15 protein-coding genes are annotated in these 19,158 nt (G+C 51.9%); 6 read left to right on the top strand and 9 right to left on the bottom strand.

The features are described 5' to 3' along the window. The first annotated feature begins 192 nt into the window (after window positions 1-192). Entirely contained in the window at window positions 193-1,929 is a 1,737-nt protein-coding gene (locus Pla22_RS23110) for a DUF4070 domain-containing protein (RefSeq protein ID WP_146517167.1), read from the top strand. A gap of 257 nt (window positions 1,930-2,186) precedes the next feature. Continuing rightward, entirely contained in the window at window positions 2,187-3,644 is a 1,458-nt protein-coding gene (locus Pla22_RS23105; protein WP_146517165.1) for an O-antigen polymerase, read from the top strand. A 29-nt stretch (window positions 3,645-3,673) separates the two neighbouring features. Here Pla22_RS23105 and Pla22_RS23100 read toward each other — a convergent pair whose 3' ends face one another. The 6 genes from Pla22_RS23100 to Pla22_RS23075 form a co-directional block, all read right to left on the bottom strand. Beyond that, window positions 3,674-4,615, bottom strand: coding sequence for a sulfotransferase domain-containing protein (locus Pla22_RS23100; protein WP_165440804.1), 942 nt, complete (start codon window positions 4,613-4,615; stop codon window positions 3,674-3,676). Window positions 4,616-4,617: 2 nt separating this feature from the next. Beyond that, a complete protein-coding gene (locus tag Pla22_RS23095; RefSeq protein ID WP_146517161.1) occupies window positions 4,618-5,355 on the bottom strand; it encodes an FkbM family methyltransferase in 738 nt (245 codons plus the stop codon). Further along, the gene (locus Pla22_RS23090) at window positions 5,352-6,518 is read right to left on the bottom strand and encodes a polysaccharide pyruvyl transferase family protein (protein WP_146517159.1); all 1,167 of its coding nucleotides are present in this window, start codon (window positions 6,516-6,518) and stop codon (window positions 5,352-5,354) included. The genes Pla22_RS23095 and Pla22_RS23090 overlap by 4 nt, the downstream gene beginning before the upstream one ends. Continuing rightward, window positions 6,515-7,690, bottom strand: coding sequence for a glycosyltransferase family 4 protein (locus Pla22_RS23085; RefSeq protein WP_146517157.1), 1,176 nt, complete (start codon window positions 7,688-7,690; stop codon window positions 6,515-6,517). Before Pla22_RS23085 ends, Pla22_RS23090 begins: the two co-directional genes overlap by 4 nt. A 101-nt stretch (window positions 7,691-7,791) precedes the next feature. Continuing rightward, on the bottom strand, window positions 7,792-8,703 hold the full coding sequence (locus Pla22_RS23080) for a sulfotransferase domain-containing protein (RefSeq protein WP_146517155.1): 912 nt from the start codon (window positions 8,701-8,703) through the stop codon (window positions 7,792-7,794). 102 nt (window positions 8,704-8,805) lie between these two features. Next, the gene (locus tag Pla22_RS23075; RefSeq protein ID WP_146517153.1) at window positions 8,806-10,272 is read right to left on the bottom strand and encodes a lipopolysaccharide biosynthesis protein; all 1,467 of its coding nucleotides are present in this window, start codon (window positions 10,270-10,272) and stop codon (window positions 8,806-8,808) included. A gap of 212 nt (window positions 10,273-10,484) precedes the next feature. Here Pla22_RS23075 and Pla22_RS23070 point away from each other — a divergent pair, with 212 nt between their 5' ends. From Pla22_RS23070 to Pla22_RS23055, 4 genes are all read left to right on the top strand, one after another. Further along, on the top strand, window positions 10,485-11,831 hold the full coding sequence (locus Pla22_RS23070; protein WP_146517151.1) for an O-antigen ligase family protein: 1,347 nt from the start codon (window positions 10,485-10,487) through the stop codon (window positions 11,829-11,831). Window positions 11,832-12,076: 245 nt separating this feature from the next. Next, a complete protein-coding gene (locus Pla22_RS23065) occupies window positions 12,077-13,177 on the top strand; it encodes a polysaccharide pyruvyl transferase family protein (RefSeq protein ID WP_165440803.1) in 1,101 nt (366 codons plus the stop codon). A gap of 4 nt (window positions 13,178-13,181) precedes the next feature. Beyond that, a complete protein-coding gene (locus Pla22_RS23060; RefSeq protein WP_146517147.1) occupies window positions 13,182-14,129 on the top strand; it encodes a class I SAM-dependent methyltransferase in 948 nt (315 codons plus the stop codon). Between the two features lie 15 nt (window positions 14,130-14,144). Then, entirely contained in the window at window positions 14,145-15,374 is a 1,230-nt protein-coding gene (locus tag Pla22_RS23055; RefSeq protein WP_146517145.1) for a glycosyltransferase family 4 protein, read from the top strand. 4 nt (window positions 15,375-15,378) lie between these two features. Here the strand turns inward: Pla22_RS23055 and Pla22_RS23050 are convergent, their stop codons facing one another. From Pla22_RS23050 to wbaP, 3 genes are all read right to left on the bottom strand, one after another. Continuing rightward, the gene (locus Pla22_RS23050; protein ID WP_146517144.1) at window positions 15,379-16,515 is read right to left on the bottom strand and encodes a nucleotidyl transferase family protein; all 1,137 of its coding nucleotides are present in this window, start codon (window positions 16,513-16,515) and stop codon (window positions 15,379-15,381) included. A gap of 14 nt (window positions 16,516-16,529) precedes the next feature. Continuing rightward, window positions 16,530-17,036: an adenylyltransferase/cytidyltransferase family protein gene (locus Pla22_RS23045; protein WP_146517142.1), complete on the bottom strand. Its 507-nt coding sequence runs from the start codon at window positions 17,034-17,036 to the stop codon at window positions 16,530-16,532. A gap of 95 nt (window positions 17,037-17,131) precedes the next feature. Further along, window positions 17,132-18,712, bottom strand: coding sequence for an undecaprenyl-phosphate galactose phosphotransferase WbaP (gene wbaP / locus Pla22_RS23040; RefSeq protein WP_146517141.1), 1,581 nt, complete (start codon window positions 18,710-18,712; stop codon window positions 17,132-17,134). Window positions 18,713-19,158: the final 446 nt, after the last annotated feature.

Raw genomic sequence — 19,158 nt, 5'->3', positions numbered from 1 at the left:
GGATTGTTAGGAATCTCAGTCATTTTTGGCAAAACCATTCGGTAAAATCGGATTCCTCCCACCCAAAACGGCCCAACCGGTCGAATCCCACTATTTGACACTTTTAGATAGGTCCCGACTCAATTAGGTTCCTATCAAGCTAGAACTGCAATTGACTGGTAAAACAGCCGTTCTCACACCCCAAAGACCCTTATGGTTGCGCTCCCCAACATTCCCGAGTCTCATTTAAGGTGCTTGCTTATTCAGCCCTGCTTTGAGCAAACGAACTATTGGAACTTTGTCGAGAGTGCGCGGGCGATCGGTGCCAAAGCAACCGCTCCGCCTTTGGGCTTGATGACGGTGGCCGCTCTATTACCCGATGAATGGGAATTCCGTTTAGTGGACCTTAATGTTGGTCCATTGTCCGAAGACGATTGGAAGTGGGCAGACGTCGTTTGCACCGGAGGAATGTTGCCGCAGCAACCCGGCATTCTTGAACTGATCGCGAAAGCCAAAGCCGACGAAAAGTTTGTCGCCGTAGGTGGACCCGATCCAACCAGTCAGCCACAAATTTATGAAGCGGCCGATGCGGTGGTCATGGGTGAAGGAGAAATGACGATTCCGATGTGGATGGATTCTTGGCGAGATGGAAATCCGCGAGGCGTGTTTGAATCGGTCGAGAAACCCGATGTGACGACGACGCCGGTCCCTCGATTCGAATTGATCGATTTTAACGATTATCTGCACGTCGGCGTTCAGTCGTCTCGCGGTTGTCCTTACAACTGCGAGTTTTGCGACATCATTGAACTCTTCGGTCGCCGACCGAGAGTAAAGACACCGGACCAATTCATAGCGGAACTACAAAAACTCTATGACCTCGGTTATCGAGGATGGGTCGACTTTACCGACGACAATTTCATTGGCAATCGTAAGCTCATTAAGCCGTTGCTGGTCGCACTAAAAAAATGGAACGAGGAGCACAACTACCCATTCGTTTTTTCGACCGAAGCGAGCATCAACCTGGCTGATGACGACGAACTCTTGCAGTTGATGCAAGACGTTCAGTTCCGCTACGTGTTCTTGGGCATCGAATCACCGGACGAAGAGACATTGATTCATACTCAAAAGCGGATCAACACGGTTCAACCGATCATCGAGCGGGTTCGAAAAATCTACGCTCACGGGATCTCGATCGCGGCTGGACTCATCATTGGCTTCGATACTGATAAGCCAGGCACTGATGGGCCAATGATTAAGTTTATCCAAGAAAGTGGAATCTCTCTCTCGATGGTCGGTCTGCTTAGCGCGTTACCCAACACTCAGCTCACGCGTCGACTCAGCAAAGAACGCCGTCTAATCGATTCCGAGCATAACTGGATTAGTGAACCGGGGGCTGTCTACGAACTTCGCAGCACCGAATCGAAAGACCAAACCATTAGTGGTCTTAATTTTGTGACCACGCGAGACCGTGTGGAAATCTACCGGGAACTTCGTTCGATCATCGAGGCGGTGTATTCGCCAGAGGCATTCATGGCCCGCGTGATGGATACCACCAAGCGGATGAATATTCAAAATAAACACATCCCCAATGGTTGGGAATTTCGCCGAATGTTCAAGGGTTTTCGAACCATTGCTTGGCGGATGTTAACTGACAAACGGACTCGTTGGTTGTACATCAAGAACTTCATTCGCGCTGCAATGATGGGGCCGACCAAATTTGAGTATGCGCATACGATCATGGGCAGTTTCTTGCATTTTGATTTACAGACTCGCAAGATTCTCGAGACGCTTGATGTTTCGATCGACTATGCCGAAAACCATGCTCCCTATCCACGCAGCATCAAGGATGCCAAGTATCAAGCGGCGATAGCTTCGAACTCGTTGCCAATCGCTGAATCGTGTGGCGGTTGCTCGAGCGTTGATTCAGAGTCTGTCGCCCACGGGTTTTAGTCCTTGGGTGTAGTTCTGAAGCCTTGATTGGGTGAATGGGTAGATTGCCAAATCGGTGCGTTGCCGCAGATGATGAACTGCCACAAGCGGTGCAATCCAATGAATTGTTCCAATTGGAACAAGCCTCTCACTAGTCGGGGCCATGCTTGGTACTGTGGCAGGTGTTCGACCTGTCTTTCGTGACACTAGTTACACTATCCGGTGTCACGCACGTGAACGTTTTGCTAACTGATTGAATTGAAATTTGGAGTGATCGATTGGGAACCGCTGCCGCCAAGAACAGCTCATTGCTGGCCGTTGGTTTATTCTTGCTGCTTGCCTTCGTCGGCGTCGTCGCGGGTTTGGTGATGTTTGGCTGGGGTGGCAATAGCTACCAAACGCGGTTGAACTTGATCCTCGTTTCATGCGCAAGCGTTTCACTTGCGTCGCCTGTTTTGACGGCGATGCTAAAGCGGCCTTACGATATTTTTCATCCGCTCAACTTCATCGCCTTGTCGCTGTTCTTTGGTGTGTTCGGCCGGATCATCTACGTGTTAAGCGTTGATTCGCCAGTCGTCACCGAGTTGCTTGATGATCGACCCTTGGAATCCTTGGTTCCTGGCGCGATCCTTTCCGCTGTGGGATCGGTGCTGTTTTGCGCGGGGTACTTAGTGCCGCAAGAGATGTTCTTGAAACTGCGTTGGCTGACTCGGACGTTTGAATCCTTCAACCAAAAACGCTTTCTCGCGTTTCTGCCTTTGTGGTTCGCTATTTCAGCCGTTGGCGTGTATTTCTTTTTGAAAGCGACCGGGTTCGAGTTCAGCGGTTTTTCCAGCATCTCCGAAAAACGTCGCGTCTTGATCAACGGCGTTGACTCGTCATTGGGATATGTCCGTCTGATTGGGCAAGAACTTCCCAAGATGGTGTTGCTGTTCTTGGTGGGCGTTTGGATGATGCGAAAACGCACGTCACTAGTGGTCACGCTTTCTTTAGCCGCCTTTACGGTGCTCGCGATTGCATTGCCGTTTGTCGCATCGAGCCGAGGCATTGTCGTTTTGACGATGATCATGGCATGCGTGTTGATCAACCGCATCCGGCCCATCAACGTTGTCGCGGTTGTCGGTGTCGGTGTATTAGCGCTTTGCGTGATCTCAGGAATGCTTGCTCTACGCCGGGTCAATTCTCGAGGTATGCAGTTTGGCGAAGCATTAACCGAAATGGGCCTAGAGCCTATTTTCGGCAATCACAGCTTTGCGGATGTCGTCAAGTTGTCGCACATCTATGAAGCCGTACCCGATGAGATCGACTACAAGTATGGATCAAGCTTCGTGTCCATTTTGTACACTCCGATCCCACGTTCACTATGGGAAGACAAGCCGCAAGTTTCCATGGGACGCGAGATCACTGAAAAGGTCTACAACAAGGGGTTGTTGTTAAAGGACAAAGGAGGCGGAACGCCGCCAGGATTATTTGCCGAGTCGATAATCAACTTTAGTGTCTTTGGCTTCCCGTTTGCCGTGCTCGTTGCGGGGGCCTTGCTAAGGCTACTGGCAAATTCGCTCGACCGGGTTGCTGATTATTCCGTTCCCGGTGCGGTTCTCTATGCGTCGGTGATACCGCCTTACTGCCTAAGCATGATGTCAGGTGACTACACTCGGTCATTGACTCAGTCGCTAACCGCACTCGTCATCGTGGTCGGTGTCACTCTTGTATCAAGAGTCAAGATTGGCAACTAAGCACAAGCGTTGCCGCGTCGAATTGCCTGTTAGTTAGTAGACTTCGCTCGAGGGTTATTCCACGTCGCCAGTGAACGCCCGAGGACGGTCTCTAACTTGGCAACTTCAGGCTCAAAGTATCGATGTAGTTCGAGTCGAAAGGCATCGTCGAGTTCATCGCGAGGTGCATTAACGAACATTGCTCGATTCTTGAGTTGCTTGGCGAAATCAAATGCCTTGCCATTTAGTTTGCCCTTGGCCCAGAATGTGATTTCCCGGACCGCTCGCGATCGAAGTACTCTTGTAACGACGCGTGATTTCGCTTTCATCGCAGCGTTTTGTTTTGGGAATTCAGTGCGACCGTCATCGGGAAGTTCCAAGAACCGTAGTAGATTTTGGTAGCACTTCAATGGATCATGGGCAAAGTCGTCCAGAACGACAAAGTGAATTTGTTCCCGCGGAATGATTGTAAGAGCGCGTTCGATTTGCGAACCGAGTGCCGCGACATAACGGTATTGAAGCAGTTTTTTACTTAGGCACCGATTGGGAATAAGAGTGTCATCGGACAAGCGGGCGTCCTGCAATTGCCAGGCGGTGGAAAAGTTATCTTCGTTTTCCTGCTCGTAAAAACACATTTGCATGTGGTAGGCATGCGCAACCTCGGCCGGACATCGGAACGCAAATACGAATTTTGCGTTGGGATTGTAGGCGTAAGCATCCGGCAGAGCGTTCTCAGAGTACAGGTACATCGTTGAGCCTTCACCGACAGCAGCTTTCCCCGACGCATTGGCGAATAGACGCTCGTAGTCGGCAAGCGTATTGATTCCGATTTGGCTGCTGAGCTTTGGCATGTCGGATGCCCAGAATGTCGGCTCTTTCGGCTCCGAGATGAAAACATTCGGATGCGTGCGCAAGTAGCTTGCTATCGCGGTGGTGCCACACTTTGGCGCGCCGGCGATGAAGAAGTTTGGTTGGACAGAAGTACCACTCACAATCAGCTCACCGGGTGGTTGGTCTTGGCGAAGAGTGAATCGACTTGCACGATCGTTCCGTCTCGGGAAGCGACATTTAGAAATCCGATCGTTTCGTAGCCAGCGTTGGTCATCAGCACGGTCAATTCACCAAACGACGCTTCACCTTCGTAAGCACGCAGAAGTGGGCATTCCACAAGCACGTACTGAAAGTCGTGTAAACGCTGACCCGCACCTTGGATTGCTGGTTCTTCAAAACCTTGCAAGTCGAGTTTCAACAGCGCAGGTTTGCCAAAGTCGACTCCTTGGAAATGAGTGTCGAGCCGGCAAACTTCCACTTCGATTCGGTTGACAACCTGCGCTGATCCAAGCAACGCGTTGTCAGGGACTCCATCAAGAAACGACGAGCACTGTGTGTCTGAATACTCGTTGAACACCATCTTTCCGTCCGTCTTGCCAAGCGCCTTTTGCACTACGGTGACGTTCGGAAGGTCACCGAGGTTGCGATGCAAGGTTGCGACCATCTCGGGTAAGGGTTCAAACGCGACCACCTTGGCATTCGGGAAATACTGGCTAATTGCTCGCGAGAACTGACCTCGGTTCGCCCCGCCATCAACAACAAATTCCAGTCCAGGTGCCAATTTGGTTAGTTGCCGGCCAATCGCGTGCGAGGCGATCGAGCGAGGTTTTCCTTTTCGCAATAGGTCGCGAAAGATCCCTTGTTCGACAACGGAAGTGAGCTTTTTTAGTTTTGAAATCATGAGTGACTTTCCGCTGTGGCGGATTGGAATGAACTCGCGGCGAGATTTGCCAAGTGATCGATGCTAGGAGCAGGACCGTTGATTGCTACGCGAATAAGATCGATCAAATGTTCGTGCGGATCGTTGCCCCAATCATGTAGTGGAAACGGAACTCGCTGCGACAACTGAATTACCTTGTTGCTGCGTCGTATTCCCACGACGGGGACCCGGTGGATCAACGCTAAGATCAGCGGGTGCATACGTACGCTGACGACGCAAACCGAACGGGCATAATTTTGAACGACTTGGTCCGGGTAGTCGAAGTGACAAAACCGAATTCGCGGATGCTGGATTTGCGATTCCAAGTTCGTCAGCATTTCTTCGTCGAAACCGGCTCGGCAGTCGTTCGATACGAGCGACACAGTATGATCCGGGAAGGCTTCGGCAATTGTTGACGCTAGCGCCGACATCTCGTCTGTGGACGCATATGATCGCGACGGCGCGAAATGCAAACCGACCGAGATCATGGGCAATTCGGAAGCGTGGGACTCAAGTGTTTCTAGGTTGTTTGCATCTGAATCGTCTACCAAGCCCGGTAAGTGTTCGCCCGCGATCGCTTTGCTGAGCACGACATCAGCCATTAGATTCAATCGTTTAGCGTCGCACCCCGCCTGCTTGAGCATCTCTTGCGAATACTCATCGCGGCAATCGACGCGCTGACAGTTGTTTGTGATGACTCGGCACAATAATTTGGCGACGCGACGGTGAACTCCTTCCACCCCAATTCCTACCATGATTGCACGGCGACTTAAGACACGTGCCATGGTGGTAAGAATCACCAGGAAGATAAGTCCTTTGTAAGACTTGTCGCCGGTAAGGATTTGTCCGCCACCGATGATCAACTGTCGCCCGCGTAACGCCTTGGCGATTGCGGAAAAGTCTTTGGCTAGGACGATTCTACGGCCGTTTTGTTCGTAAAGCTCTCTTGCACCCTCACGCACTCGCGTGCAGATCACGGTTCGATTGAACTTACGTTGTTCGCCGGTGTTTCGAATCTTTGGAATCGAAAGCAGGTTCTCGACGGTTGCAAGAATCGCCTCGTCGCCAACATTCCAGCCACCAAAAGAACCGTACAGAACGTACTGGTCACTTGAGACATTTGATGCGTTCGCACTAGCTGTCATGATCGCGCCGCCACGGATTGAAGTGGGACGATCCCCTGTTCGCAAGGAGGCATCACCGGCCAGTTGCCGTTTTCGAATGCGTCGATGAAGAGAGACAATTGATGTTCTGCCTCTTCACGCAGTTCTTGCCCCCGACGGTAGGCGGATTGCCGAGCAACTTGGTATGCGTCTGGGTTGGCGATCCATTGTTCCATCAAGTCCGACGATAACTTTGCGAAGTTCTCATCACGTTGAATCACCAAGCCACCGTCACCGCCGACAACGTATCCCGTGCATCCGCGTCGGTACGTCATTACCGGAACTCCCGCCATCAATGCTTCGTTGAGCACGATTCCCCAGGATTCGTTTCGATAAAGCGTTGGGAATAGAAAAACGTCCAAGTTCTCGTAGAACGCTTTCTTGTCGTCACCGTAAACGGGCCCGTGGTGAATGATGCGGCCTTCGCTGCGGGCGATTGCCTGAGCGATTCGCTCCTCAGCATCGGCGCCCCGAATTGGACCGCCAAGATGCAATTCAACGTCGGCGCCTCGACGTCGCATTTCTTCGAAGGTGTCGATTGCTTCGCCGACGCCTTTGGTGATCATCAGATTACTGAGCATTCCCAGACGAAGCGGGCGACCTTGGATTTCGGACTTTGTCAGCGAGGTTGCTTCATCGGAATCAATGCCGACGATTCCCGGAGTTACAAATGCGGATTCAAATTTTGTACCGTAGATCGTCTTTAGTTCATGCAGCATTTCCGGACAAGCAACGACGTGAACCGCTTGGCTGCCAAGGATGCGAATGAGCCAAGCCATCCGACGATCATGGCCATAGAGGTACGACCATCCGTGATGATGAACGACCACCCGGAATCCTCGTAGTCGGGCAAAAATACCTTGCCAGGCGTTGTACAACAATCCAGCATTTGAATTGATAGGAATGTAAAGGTATTCACCAGAGTTAGCTTTCCAGCAAGCAATTCGTAGTCCCGAGAAAATGCTTTGGATCGCTTTTTTCGCCAGCCAAATGCGATTGGATTTCTTGTACCCGCGACCCACATCGCACAATCGCACGCGATACCGATCACGCAGTTCGTCGACAATGCGCTGAGTCATCAGCGTCATGCCGTTCTTAGTGCCGGGCATGACCGCGACGACAGAAACGCGAATAGGTTTTTCTGGTGAAGTCATAGCGGTGCTGGTTGGTCGCTTTTTGAATCGTTTTAGTGGCGATTCGTTTCGGTTTACTGAGCGAGAGGAGTAAGCATCCAAACGGTCGAAGGGAAAAAGTCTTAGCGAACGCTTTGGGAGTCCGGCGCGGGAGGAGCGGTTTCGGGGGCGTCGCTAAGTTCAATGCGCTCGTACCCACAACGTTCCATTGCCGATCCGGCATGTTGCCAGAACTTGCGTTCCATTTCGGGTGTGAAGTGCGTTCGCCATCCGCCTGATTTTCCCGTTCGAACAAAACTTCGATTTGCTTCGCCTTTGGCAGCCCAGAAGTCAGCTTCCTTTTGTTGCATCGCTTTAACGCTGCAATGATCCACCGCTTCGTGAAGCAATTCATCGCTTGCGTCGATGCCGATGTAGTCGGCCATTTTTCGAAGGCACCCCAACGTGTCCGTCTTTAGCTCTTCGAACTTCAGGACTAGGAAATCGTTGCCGTCCAAGTCAGCGGCGTCGAGCCATGATTCAACGTGTCGGTGCCAACTGCGATAACCGTTCGTCTTGCCTCGCAGGAACAGATCTAGAAACTTGGCAAACGAATTCTCGTAGACTGAAAAGTTCTTCGAGTACGCCTTTTGATAGAAGTACTCGGACACAGCCACGTCACGGCCATCACGAACAAAAAGAATTGAGCGTTTGTATTCGCTTCGATAGGGTTCGTGAGTCTTGATCAGTCGACCACTCGTTCCAATCGAAGGTAGGTGTTGGTGCCGGCCGACCGAATGAGAAGTCTGATCGATACCGCCACGCCAAGGTGTTGGTTTTTGAGTGACCATATGCGCGAGCAAATGGCGTATCCAAGTGTTGCCCGACTTCGGGTACGACGCCAGGAACACGTCGTTGGGTTTGAGTCCGCGATGTCGCAGCGAGACGAAACGATGCCGAAGTTCACTGGTTTGAAACCGGTAGCGTCCTGATTGGATCAGACGCTTGACCAGCGAAGGCTGCGAACGTGGGGCCTGCTTGGGTTCGCTGTCCATGAAACGTGTTGCATCAACAAATTGCGGAGAAAAGTGAAAGCATCAGGCTGGCGACTTTCGTGATGGCGTCAGTCTAGTCGACGCTCAATCGTCGGCAATACGCTAAAGCCCTTCCCGCGAATCCGTTGTCGCTGTCGCTGGCTGCTTAATCCGCTTTTGCTTGCGGTTCCGTATGATCGTTAAGATCCCACCCGCCTTGCGAGGGTCCCAGTAGGGTGTGCACCAAATCCCGAGCCGCCACTTCACCAGTGCCGTGGCAATTGCGTTTCGGCTAACGATCACAATGGTGCCCATCACCGCTGCGCCCCAGATTTGATAATGTTCAATCACCCATGGGGTAATCGCAAGGTATAAGCCGCCAATCACGAGCGTTGAGACTGTTGCAAAACCTTGGTTATCGGTCATTCGCAACGCTAATCCCGCACTGCCGGCACCCACGAAGATCACGTTCGCAGCAGCCAGCAAAATCAGCGACGGCGTTCCGATTGTGAACGCGGGATCGAAAATGGCTAACATCCAGCCGCCAAAGAAACAGATTCCAACGAACGCGACGATTGCCGGTGGAGTTGCCAGTGTGCAAGTGCCTCGCAGTAGTCGTTCCATCTTCTTGTAGTCACGATGGCTATGGAGTTCCGCGATAAAGCCGGGGATAGCCGCGTTGATGAACTGCAATGGTGCGCTAACCGCAATCATCAATCGCCGAATCGCTCCCCAGGTATTGATCATCTCACTGCTGCAATACTTGCCGATCAAAATCGTCTCGATGTCAGTGATGCCCCGAGTGGCCACCTGAGAAACCAAAACTTTTGAACTTTCCGAGAACAGTTTTGATGTGGCGACCGGAAAGCGGAAGCTGAGTTGGCGGTCATGCTGTTTGAAAACTCGAAGCATGAACACCATGGAAAAAACCGTGACGATGGATGTCGCGATCAGGTGCAGCATGATCGCCTTACCGGCGGTATCTACATCCTTGCCGTGAACAAGCAGGCTGGCCAACACAAGCAAGTTGACTGCGGGGCCCTCTTGTTGGCCACCGATTATCGCTGCCAATGAGAAGTGCTTCAGTGCTCTCGCCGCCTCGGTGATCAAGCTCAGCATCAACCGAGCGGCGATCCAGGTCACTATGATCGCGGCGATTGGTGCCACGACCCAGCCAAAGAACAGGGGGTCTACAAGCAAAATGCCGACGAAAACAGCAGAAACTAACGCCCATATCCCAAACGAAAGCACCGTTACCTGAAAGAACAAAGCCGATTTCGGAGGTGGCGTTTCCGATTCGGGATGGTCACCTGAATCGTCGGTCCCAGCCCGGCGCGTATGGCTCAACCGACGCAGCAAGACCGACCCCAATCCCGACGCACATACCAAGGCTGCTAAGGCGACGATGCCTAATACAGTGTTGTAAATCGACAATTCATCTTCAGGGAGCGTCTCGCAAACCAGCCGGTAATTCAGCAAAACCGATCCAATCGCTGCAACCCGACCCACAACTGACCAGATGCCGCTTGACGCCAGTTGCCGGGTGAAACTTCGGGGAGGTCTTGATTTAGGCTCGGTGGAGTCGGACATGCAAAGATCTTAATTTGTTCCATGGTGATTACATGTGCGACGCCGAAACAAAATACAATTTCGGAGCCGACGCTGGTTACCAGCACTGCTGGTTCATATCACAAGCGGTAAGTTTCATTGCCGGTCGCGGTCAATGATCGCACCTGGATAATTCATCATGGCAATCGAGCCATGATGACTATTTGTTAGTGACTACCTGGTCAGGAAAAACGTTGACGCTCTTATTCGCTCTCGCTTTAACCGTTGTTCTAGCAAACTTCTTCTGGTTACGATTTCGTCACGACGCCACTTTGGCTCTTGGTACTTCGATCGTAGCGAGCTATTGGTTTCCTACCTACTGGGTTGTCGACGTTCTCGGAAATCCGATCAGTGTGCAAACGGCTTCGGCGGCACTGTGCTTGTTCGCATTCGTTTTGACGCGGGGATCACTCGCTTTTCGTTTGAACATGCTCGACATCGCGATCGGTTCCATCATGGTCGTTCACGCTGTTTCGGACGGTGTGGTACATGGTGAAGGGCCATTGGCGATCGTTCGCGCGTACGGGGAATGGATGCTCGCTTACGCTTCGGGTCGGTATGCGTTTGGTTCTATTGAAGCCCTACGCAATGCACGCTTTCATATCTGGGCGTTCTTCGCTATCTCGCTATCCATTTGGATGGTTGATGTCTTTGGTGGAATCAATGTTTGTTTCGATGTTACCGAGATGTTTGCGGACTGGGAGCCGCCTCGTCGGACCAAAAGATATGGGATCATTCGAACAGCCGGACTCACCACGCATCCGATTTTCTTCAGCGCACTACTAATGTCGATGCTTCCGCTTGCCGTCGCGTCGTTGGGCTGGACTTACAAGGAGCAATTCAATCGACGCTATCTAACGGCGGCAGTCAGTCTAGGGATAGGTTGCTTATTCTTGTCTCGTGCTGCGGTGCTGTCGATATTTGCTGCGGCCGGAGTGTTTGCGACCACGATGAGTCGTAAGGTCTTGTTCGCTGGCTTGGTCAGCGTTGCGATTGGAATCGGAGCGGTTGCGATGAACTTCGAGGCCGCAAAGACAATGTGGATGAAGACCGGCGACTTCAGTGACGAACGCGAAAAAGTCGTAGTGATTAATGGGGAAGAAAAGATCCACACCAGCACGCTGGCTCGCTTTCGGGTTTACGACGTTTATGGTCGCTCGGCAATGCGGGCGGGATTTTTTGGCTACGGAACTCAGGCGGTAAGTGGCTTTCCACCGAATATTCCTTACCTGCCCAAGGAAGCCATGGCCACGGAAGTCGTATGGACGGTGGAAAATTCATATTTGTTGTTGTTGCTTCGCTTCGGTTGGGTGGGGCTCGCGTGCTTCTTGTTGTTGATGGTGTCTCCCATGATCACGATGATGACAGCACGCGAGTTTGAGGTGCGAGAGCAGATGCAAATCTTCGTCGCCGCAGCGGCGTCGGTATCGGTGCTTTTATTCACCGTGTACGCGGACTACCAAATGATCGGCGCCTTTCTGTTCTTGCTAGGCGTCACGTCTAGCTTGGCGGATCCTCGAATTGGCGTTGGCGACGAGTAGGAAGGGCTAATGATCGCTGGCTAGGACACATCTAGTCAGTTTGATTTGTAGCGAGTGGTACACCTATTCCAATTGTTTGGATTAGGGGGGGGAGTCAAGAAAGGCTTCCCAAGACGTGGCAACGTTCGCTTCTATGTTCGAGGTTGAGTAGCTAGTCTCTAGGTGACGTCCATCGGCGGCCGATCAACCGTCGTCTCATGTGGCCTCACTTATTCACTCACTTTTCGCTCAGTAGAACTGCTCGCATGACGCAATCGAATCCCCGCGGTGCCCTCGTTTATGGTTTTTGGGGCCAGAACATCGGCAACGCCTTTTTCAATATTGGTGGCAAGTGGATCGTGGAGAACACGTTCGGTCCCAACGTCAGCGAGATCCAAGATCAACCGGCGTACCGTACTTTTCACAAAAAGCACAGTGGGAACCCTAAGAACGACATCAAGTTGCTTCAGTACATCGACTGTGACTATGTCGTTCTTCAAGGTCCGATGCTAACGACGTCCTTTCGTGCTATTTGGGAGCCGACGTTCAAGGCACTGAAAGCACGCGGGACCAAGATCATTCTGCTTAGCGCTGGTTTCTTTCGCTACACCGACGAAGAGTTCGACGCAGCGATCAGCTTTTTGAAGCAGTACCCGCCCGACATGATCAGTTCGCGTGATGCGAGAACCTACGAGAAGATCAAAGACTTGGCACCGCTTACCTACAGCGGCATCGACAGTGCGTTCTTCTGGCCACGCGCCTACACGCCTGTCAAACTCGACATGGATCCTTACATCACCGTCAACTTCGATCAGTATCCTGAACCGAACATGACGGTTTCTAACGCTCCGCTTCCTGGTTCGGTGACCGCCAACGCGGATCAATCGTTCGAGGCACTGGGCCGACACTGGGCATTGAAGCAGCCTTCACTCCTGAAGAAATTTTCCGCCGCAGGGCAATGGCAGTGCTATCTCGGTGCTCGATTGGACATGCGTTCTTTGCCAGAGAAGATTGACGGACTGACCGTAATGCGTCCCGAGCATCGAGTGAACCCGCACATCACATGGAAGGTTTACAGTCAGCCAGGAGCGATTGGATCCGACGAGCCGTTCACGTACTTCACGATCTATTCCCAAACTGAGTTGACGCTATCGGACCGTGTGCATGCTTGTGTTGCAACGCTCGCGGCCGGCAAGCCAGCAATGCTGTGTCACCCGACACCTCGCGCTTACTTGTTCGAACGACTAGGGCTCGACGAGATACGGGCAAAACCAGTCTTGCTCGATTTAGATATGTTGCATCAAGAACAGGAATCCGAGTTGGCTTTCTTGCGTGACGCTGCACAACAGTTGTTCCCCAAGGGCTAGTGTTATGAAATCAAAATTGAAGGCATTCATCAAAGCGCAATCGTTCGGTGTCCACCGATTGCTTAGCCGTGCTGGATTGCATGTTTCGCCCGTTCACTATTATTCGGCCCAACCTGATGTAATCACACTCGAAAAAACGAGGGAAGATTGGGCCAAGCCGTCAGCGATGCCTGGCGTTGCAGTCGATCTTGATGCGCAAGTCGAAACCCTTCGTCAGACTTGCCTTCCGTATCAGGACGAATACGACAAAAGTGAAACCTTCGCCTTCGCTACCCAGAACAACTATGGGCCGGGATATGGTGCAATCGAGGCTCAGTGTCTACATGCCTTCATTCGCCACCATAAGCCTTCACGCGTCGTAGAAGTGGGCAGCGGAGTATCAACACAATGCATGTATGAAGCGTTTCAAATTAATCAGAAGGAATCGCCCAAGCCGTTCGAAATCACCTGCGTCGAACCCTATCCCTCGGATAAGCTTCGTCAAATGAACGTCAATCTGATCGAGAAATTCGTTCAGCGTGTTGCGTTTGAAGATTGTTTCGAGGCACTGGGTGAAGGTGACTTGTTGTTCATTGATTCGTCGCATGCGGTTAAACCCGGAAGCGACGTGAACTACCTCTTCTTAGAAATCCTGCCCCGAATTCGACCGGGAGTATTGGTTCATATTCACGACATTTATCTGCCGTATGACTATGCACCAAAAACACTGCACACTTATCTTCACTGGATGGAAACTTCGCTGTTGCGAGCCTTCCTAACGCACAATCACAAGGTGGAAATTTTGTTCTGCCAAAGTCATTTGCATCACGAAAGACCTGACGCTTTGCGTGATGTCTTCCCGAGCTATCAACCGCTGGAATTGGTTGACGGCCTTTATCCTGACGGCATGAAGTCGAGCCCGGCAGCGGTAGGAAAACATTTTCCTTCTTCTATCTATCTGCGCATCAAGTAGACGGTGGCCTCTTCTATGAATCAACGAACGGTCATCATTCATGACTATGCCGGACACCCTTTCCAGGTTGAACTGAGTCGGTACCTAGCATCGGTTTGGAAAGATCAGGGCATTCGCGTCATTCACGCGTTTTCGTCTTCCACGCACACACCGCAAGGTTCACTGCAAGTCACGCCGGATGATCCACCAAACTTTGAAGTGGTGCCGTTGTCGCTTGGGAAGATGATCCAGAAGTATCGGTTCGTGGATCGTTTCATCTCTGAAAAAAAGTATGGACGCTTGCTGTGCGAGCTTTGCGAACAACGCAAGCCGGAAGCGGTGCTTTCGGGAAATACTCCCACGGTAGCCCAGTTGATGTTGGTGAATTGGTGCAACCGAAACAACGCTCGCGTTGCAACGTGGATCCAAGACATGTACGGAGTCGCCGCCAAACGTGTGCTAAGCAAGAAAATCCCCGTGTTGGGAGGACTTGCGGGAAACTATCTCATTCATCTTGACGGGAAGAGCTATCGGCAAAGTGATTCCGTGATCCCCATCACCGAGGATTTCACTCCGCTTTTGCTGAAGCAAGGTGTCGACGCTTCCAAGATTCAACCGATTCATAATTGGGCGCCGCTGGACGAAATGCCACAGATGCCTCGTGACAATGATTGGTCGCAATCGATGAAATTGGGGGATGAGCCTCGGTTTATCTATTCAGGGACATTGTCGGTCCGACACAATCCGCAATTGCTGCTCGATTTGGCGATCAGGTTGGACAAAGAGAAACGCGGACGTCTGATCGTGATCTCCGAAGGTGAGGCTGCCGATTGGTTGGCCGAGCACAGCAAGAAACTTCCCAGCCTAAGCGTGCTGCCGTTTCAACCGTTTTCGCAATTGCCAATGGTGCTCGGTGCCGCAGATGTATTGCTGGCGATTTTGGAACCCGATGCAGGAGTGTTCTGCGTGCCCTCCAAGATTCTCACCTATCTTTGCGCGGGTCGAGCCTTGTTAACCGCAATTCCTCACGACAATCTTGCTGCTCGCTTGATTCGTGATCTCGATGTCGGTCTTAACACATCAGCCACTGAGTCCGAACCATTTGTACGAATGGCGATGGAATTGGCCGCCGATAATGAACGACGGCAGGAAATGGGCGAGCGTGCCCGGCAATATGCCGAGAAAGAATTCGACATCGCAAAGATCGGCAAACGATTTGCAGCCGAACTCGGGATTCCAGTTGACCAGGAATGTCTGGCGAAATGACCCGCTACGCTCGTCGAACCCGGATTTGAAAGCCACCTTCGACGGGCTTGTCGCTTATCACGATCAAGTATCCGCCACCACAACCTGACATATTGTATCCTGCGGTTGCGTCGAACTTTTTAAAGAAGGGTTCGAACTCGTCGGGCACCGTGAGCGGCAACATCTTCCGCCACGCATCAAGAGTTAGCAGCAAGGCTTCACCAAGCATCTCGGTGGACTTGGATCTGACCGCTTTCATTGCCAACTCGCTTGAACGAGCTAGACCGGAAATATTGGCACGGGATAGATCTTGTTCGAGCAGGGGATCGTAGCCATCGGTTCGTTCGCGTAGCGGGACCATCCAAATCACGCTTTCCAACCAAGCCGTTGTCTCTTTGTCACATTCAGATTCAATCTTGGTGGGCCAAAACCCGCCGTCGTAATGAAGCAAAGAATAGCCCGGCAAACAGAGCCCCAAAGCGTCCTGTGAACCAGAGATGTATTTCTTGCCTGGTGGGTTCTCGGCTCCGAATAGAATTTCAGCGAGATGAACTGGGTCACCGCTCGGAAACGTCGACCAAATTCGCTTGGCTGTCTCACGAGTGCTCGTGGCCATTCCGCCGCGCAGCATGAAGCTGCGATCGGGTTCTACTCCTAAAACGGTAACACCGCCAGGATGAACTTCCGAGACCCACGGTTGATCGAGCCAACCCCCGGTCATGCATATCCGATAAGGGAAGTACAGATTGGTGGTGTCGATGCTAACTGATTTTTCAGGCGTGGCTTCCACGGGGCGACCATCGAAGTCATTCGGGTCGACAACGCGATACTCAACACCATGCTTTTCGCAGAGTGCTCGTTTGACAGGTGAATCGTTGTAGATCGACGAGAGGTAGCAATCGGGATTCACTGACTCAATAGCTTCTTCAAAATCCGCTTCCCCTTCACCATGCAAAGCAATGCTGCTGGCAACGCATTCCAACGCGGCTAACATGTTGGCGCGGTCAGCTTGCGAATACAGCGAACGAGTTGACTTGAGCCGGAAGTGATTCTCATCCGAGCCCACACCGACGTACAAATCGCCTAGCCTGGCCGCTGACTGAAGAAACCGAAGTTGGCTGGGATTGAGTTGGTCAAAGAATCCAGAGGTCAAAATCTTCATAGGTTGATTCGATCTCAAGACGTCGAGATCTTCGCCTTCTCAATGATTTCAGTAGTCGAAGTGGGTTGTAGAAAACTGGGCACGACGCGCGGGACCGTCACGAGTTCGATGCCTCGGTCGCGACTGAAGTCGCGCTTTTGATCCAGTCCGCTGTCATCGTCGTTAACGATGTAGACATCCGGGTGAACGTCCTCGCAGAACGTGACGCAGTCGATCTTTCCCATGCTGTACTCTTCGTCGCCCAACACTGCGAAATCAACTGGTTCCAATGCCGCGACCAAAAAAAGCCGATTGTTGTCTTGGTTGATGGGGCGGCCTGGTTTGAGCTTGCCAATGTTCTTCCCACGCCCAACGACAACCACTAAATGGTCGCAGTATTCCTTGCATTGTTCGAAGAATACGGCGTGGCCCGACTGCAAAATGTCAAAGCAACCCGTGCAAAAACCAATACGACCCTGCAGGCCGGATAGCTTGGCACCGCACTGACCGGGTTCCAGAAGCTTGGATTCAATAGAACTCATGCTGCGACAATCTCTTGGGTGGACCCTGCCGGCGCACGGGCTTCAACCTTGCGTGCGTCATGGGAAAAACATGAGAGCGATGATTGGCCTTCGCTCTAGTAAGCGCCTTCGCGAAGCAACAGCGTACGAAAGGTGCGAACAACGATGTACGCATCAAGCCAAACGGACCAATTGCAAACGTAATAACTGTCTAGCCGAACGCGTTGGTCATAGCTTGTGTCATTGCGACCGCTTACTTGCCATAGCCCGGTAATCCCCGGAACTACGCGAAGATAAAGAGGATACATATCGCCATAGCGACCGATTTCGTTTGTGACGATCGGGCGAGGTCCAACGATACTCATTTCTCCCTTCAAAACATTGAAGAGTTGCGGTAGTTCGTCGAGGCTGGTTTTGCGAAGGAAGTGTCCGATCTTTGGAATGATGCGAGGATCGTTTTTCAGCTTTTGATCTTCGATCCACTGCATCCGCATGACGGGATCGGCTTCGAGATGCTGCTCAAGAACTTGGTCAGCGTTGGTGACCATCGTGCGAAGTTTCCACGCTTTGAACTTCTTGCCACCACGACCGATTCTTTCATGTCCGTAGAACGCTGGGCCTGGACTTTGTCGTTTGATCATCAGCACAAAAGTACCGATTATAGGAGCTAAGACGATCAACGCGAAAAAGGCGACTACCCAGTCAATGAGCTTTTTGACCGCTTGTGCGATAGGGCTGCGTAGATGGTCGCTGACGTGCACGCCCAGCACACCAGCACATTCGCGCGAACTCGACCACAGGCTGGGCAATAGGTAGGGTGAAGGCAGCACGAGCAGGTTCTTAAGGTCTGCACTGAACTTCATCACCTCATTCATGCTGAGGGTATCGCATCCCGCCGGAGCAACAATTCCCCATCGGATCCGATAGCGTTGTGCTAGTCGCGAGATCCTTTCAACCGAACCAAGATAGGGAAGATCAGGATTCCCTGAATCAAATGTGACTTCCATCGGAGATTGAGGGAAATCGACAAGTCCGATGGGACGTAGGCCGCGCTGCGGGGCACGCTGATGAAAGTTGTAGATCGCACGACCTTGAGGACCAGCGCCGATAATGATCGCCCGTTCGCCCCACCAATCGAACTTAGCAAGTTGATAGCGACTAAACGTTCGAGCAAACGGTAGGCAGATTGCGGTGAAGATCCCGCCGACTGTCCCAATCACAAGTTCCGAAAAACTAAGCGTCGCAAATAGCTTGTTGAGCAACAGGACGAGGGCGCAAGAGATAAGGCATGAGCGGACAAGTTGTCGAAGTTCCAAAACCGGACTCACAGCCGTCCCCGGAAAGAGTCCCATCAACGATCCAATGGCGAAGTAGCAAGCTAATACGCCCAAGGACTGAAAGAACATACTCACGTTCGTGTTAAGTCCGAACGCGAACTGCATCACAATCGCGGTGGCAGCCAAACATGAAACAATGGCGATCGCGTCAACTAATAACAATGATCCGGCGGTTAGGAAGAACCGAACCGTTCCGCTTGGACCTGCGGCTAATGCCTTGGGCCGTTGAATCCGTTTGGCGGTTGGATTTTCATACTCTCCTGTCCATGCGCCGGGAAACGATTGCATTTCCGCTCGCGAGATGGGATCGATCGGTTCAATCGCGTCAGCAGAAATGACGCCAACAGGTAGCTTGGACATGTCCAAATAAATCTCGATGTGGAAACTAATGCAGCTTTGTTACCCAAACCCGCCGCCTGCGGGGTTGGGCCAATCGTGAGTCAAGCAACCTTGCTGGTTGGGCAATATAGCATGTGCTTTCCGGTTTTCTCACTCGGACATCCTAGTCAAGGCAAACATATAGGCACCCCTCATCCAATCAAAACTGTTGCACCGGTTAAGAAACCACCAGTGAGAGTTCTATAAGGAGAGTTAATTCCTCCGCTGCCGCTTGTGATTATTTTAACGGCACCGGACTCTTGGGTATATCACCACTTGGCTCGCGGGGGTGGTGTGCTGATGTGCACTGGCCTGGGGGTATGTACCGATTATTCGGTTCGAACCGGATTTGACCAATGAACCAGTCGCATGGATCGTTGGGTTGAGCTTTAGCCAATCACCCGTTTCGTTGGTGTTTTCAGGCTATA

It is taken from the genome of Rubripirellula amarantea, from assembly GCF_007859865.1.
Taxonomy (GTDB): domain Bacteria; phylum Planctomycetota; class Planctomycetia; order Pirellulales; family Pirellulaceae; genus Rubripirellula; species Rubripirellula amarantea.
This window is presented reverse-complemented; position numbering and strand designations above follow the sequence as displayed.

Bases quoted from the DNA above. Each gene is read 5' to 3' on its own strand.
- Pla22_RS23110 (WP_146517167.1), top strand. From the start codon at position 193: ATGGTTGCGCTCCCCAACATTCCCGAGTCTCATTTAAGGTGCTTGCTT.
- Pla22_RS23095 (WP_146517161.1), bottom strand. From the start codon at position 5,355: ATGATTTCAAAACTAAAAAAGCTCACTTCCGTTGTCGAACAAGGGATC.
- Pla22_RS23090 (WP_146517159.1), bottom strand. From the start codon at position 6,518: ATGACAGCTAGTGCGAACGCATCAAATGTCTCAAGTGACCAGTACGTT.
- Pla22_RS23085 (WP_146517157.1), bottom strand. From the start codon at position 7,690: ATGACTTCACCAGAAAAACCTATTCGCGTTTCTGTCGTCGCGGTCATG.
- Pla22_RS23080 (WP_146517155.1), bottom strand. From the start codon at position 8,703: ATGGACAGCGAACCCAAGCAGGCCCCACGTTCGCAGCCTTCGCTGGTC.
- Pla22_RS23075 (WP_146517153.1), bottom strand. From the start codon at position 10,272: ATGTCCGACTCCACCGAGCCTAAATCAAGACCTCCCCGAAGTTTCACC.
- Pla22_RS23065 (WP_165440803.1), top strand. From the start codon at position 12,077: ATGACGCAATCGAATCCCCGCGGTGCCCTCGTTTATGGTTTTTGGGGC.
- Pla22_RS23060 (WP_146517147.1), top strand. From the start codon at position 13,182: ATGAAATCAAAATTGAAGGCATTCATCAAAGCGCAATCGTTCGGTGTC.
- Pla22_RS23055 (WP_146517145.1), top strand. From the start codon at position 14,145: ATGAATCAACGAACGGTCATCATTCATGACTATGCCGGACACCCTTTC.
- Pla22_RS23050 (WP_146517144.1), bottom strand. From the start codon at position 16,515: ATGAAGATTTTGACCTCTGGATTCTTTGACCAACTCAATCCCAGCCAA.
- Pla22_RS23045 (WP_146517142.1), bottom strand. From the start codon at position 17,036: ATGAGTTCTATTGAATCCAAGCTTCTGGAACCCGGTCAGTGCGGTGCC.
- wbaP (WP_146517141.1), bottom strand. From the start codon at position 18,712: ATGTCCAAGCTACCTGTTGGCGTCATTTCTGCTGACGCGATTGAACCG.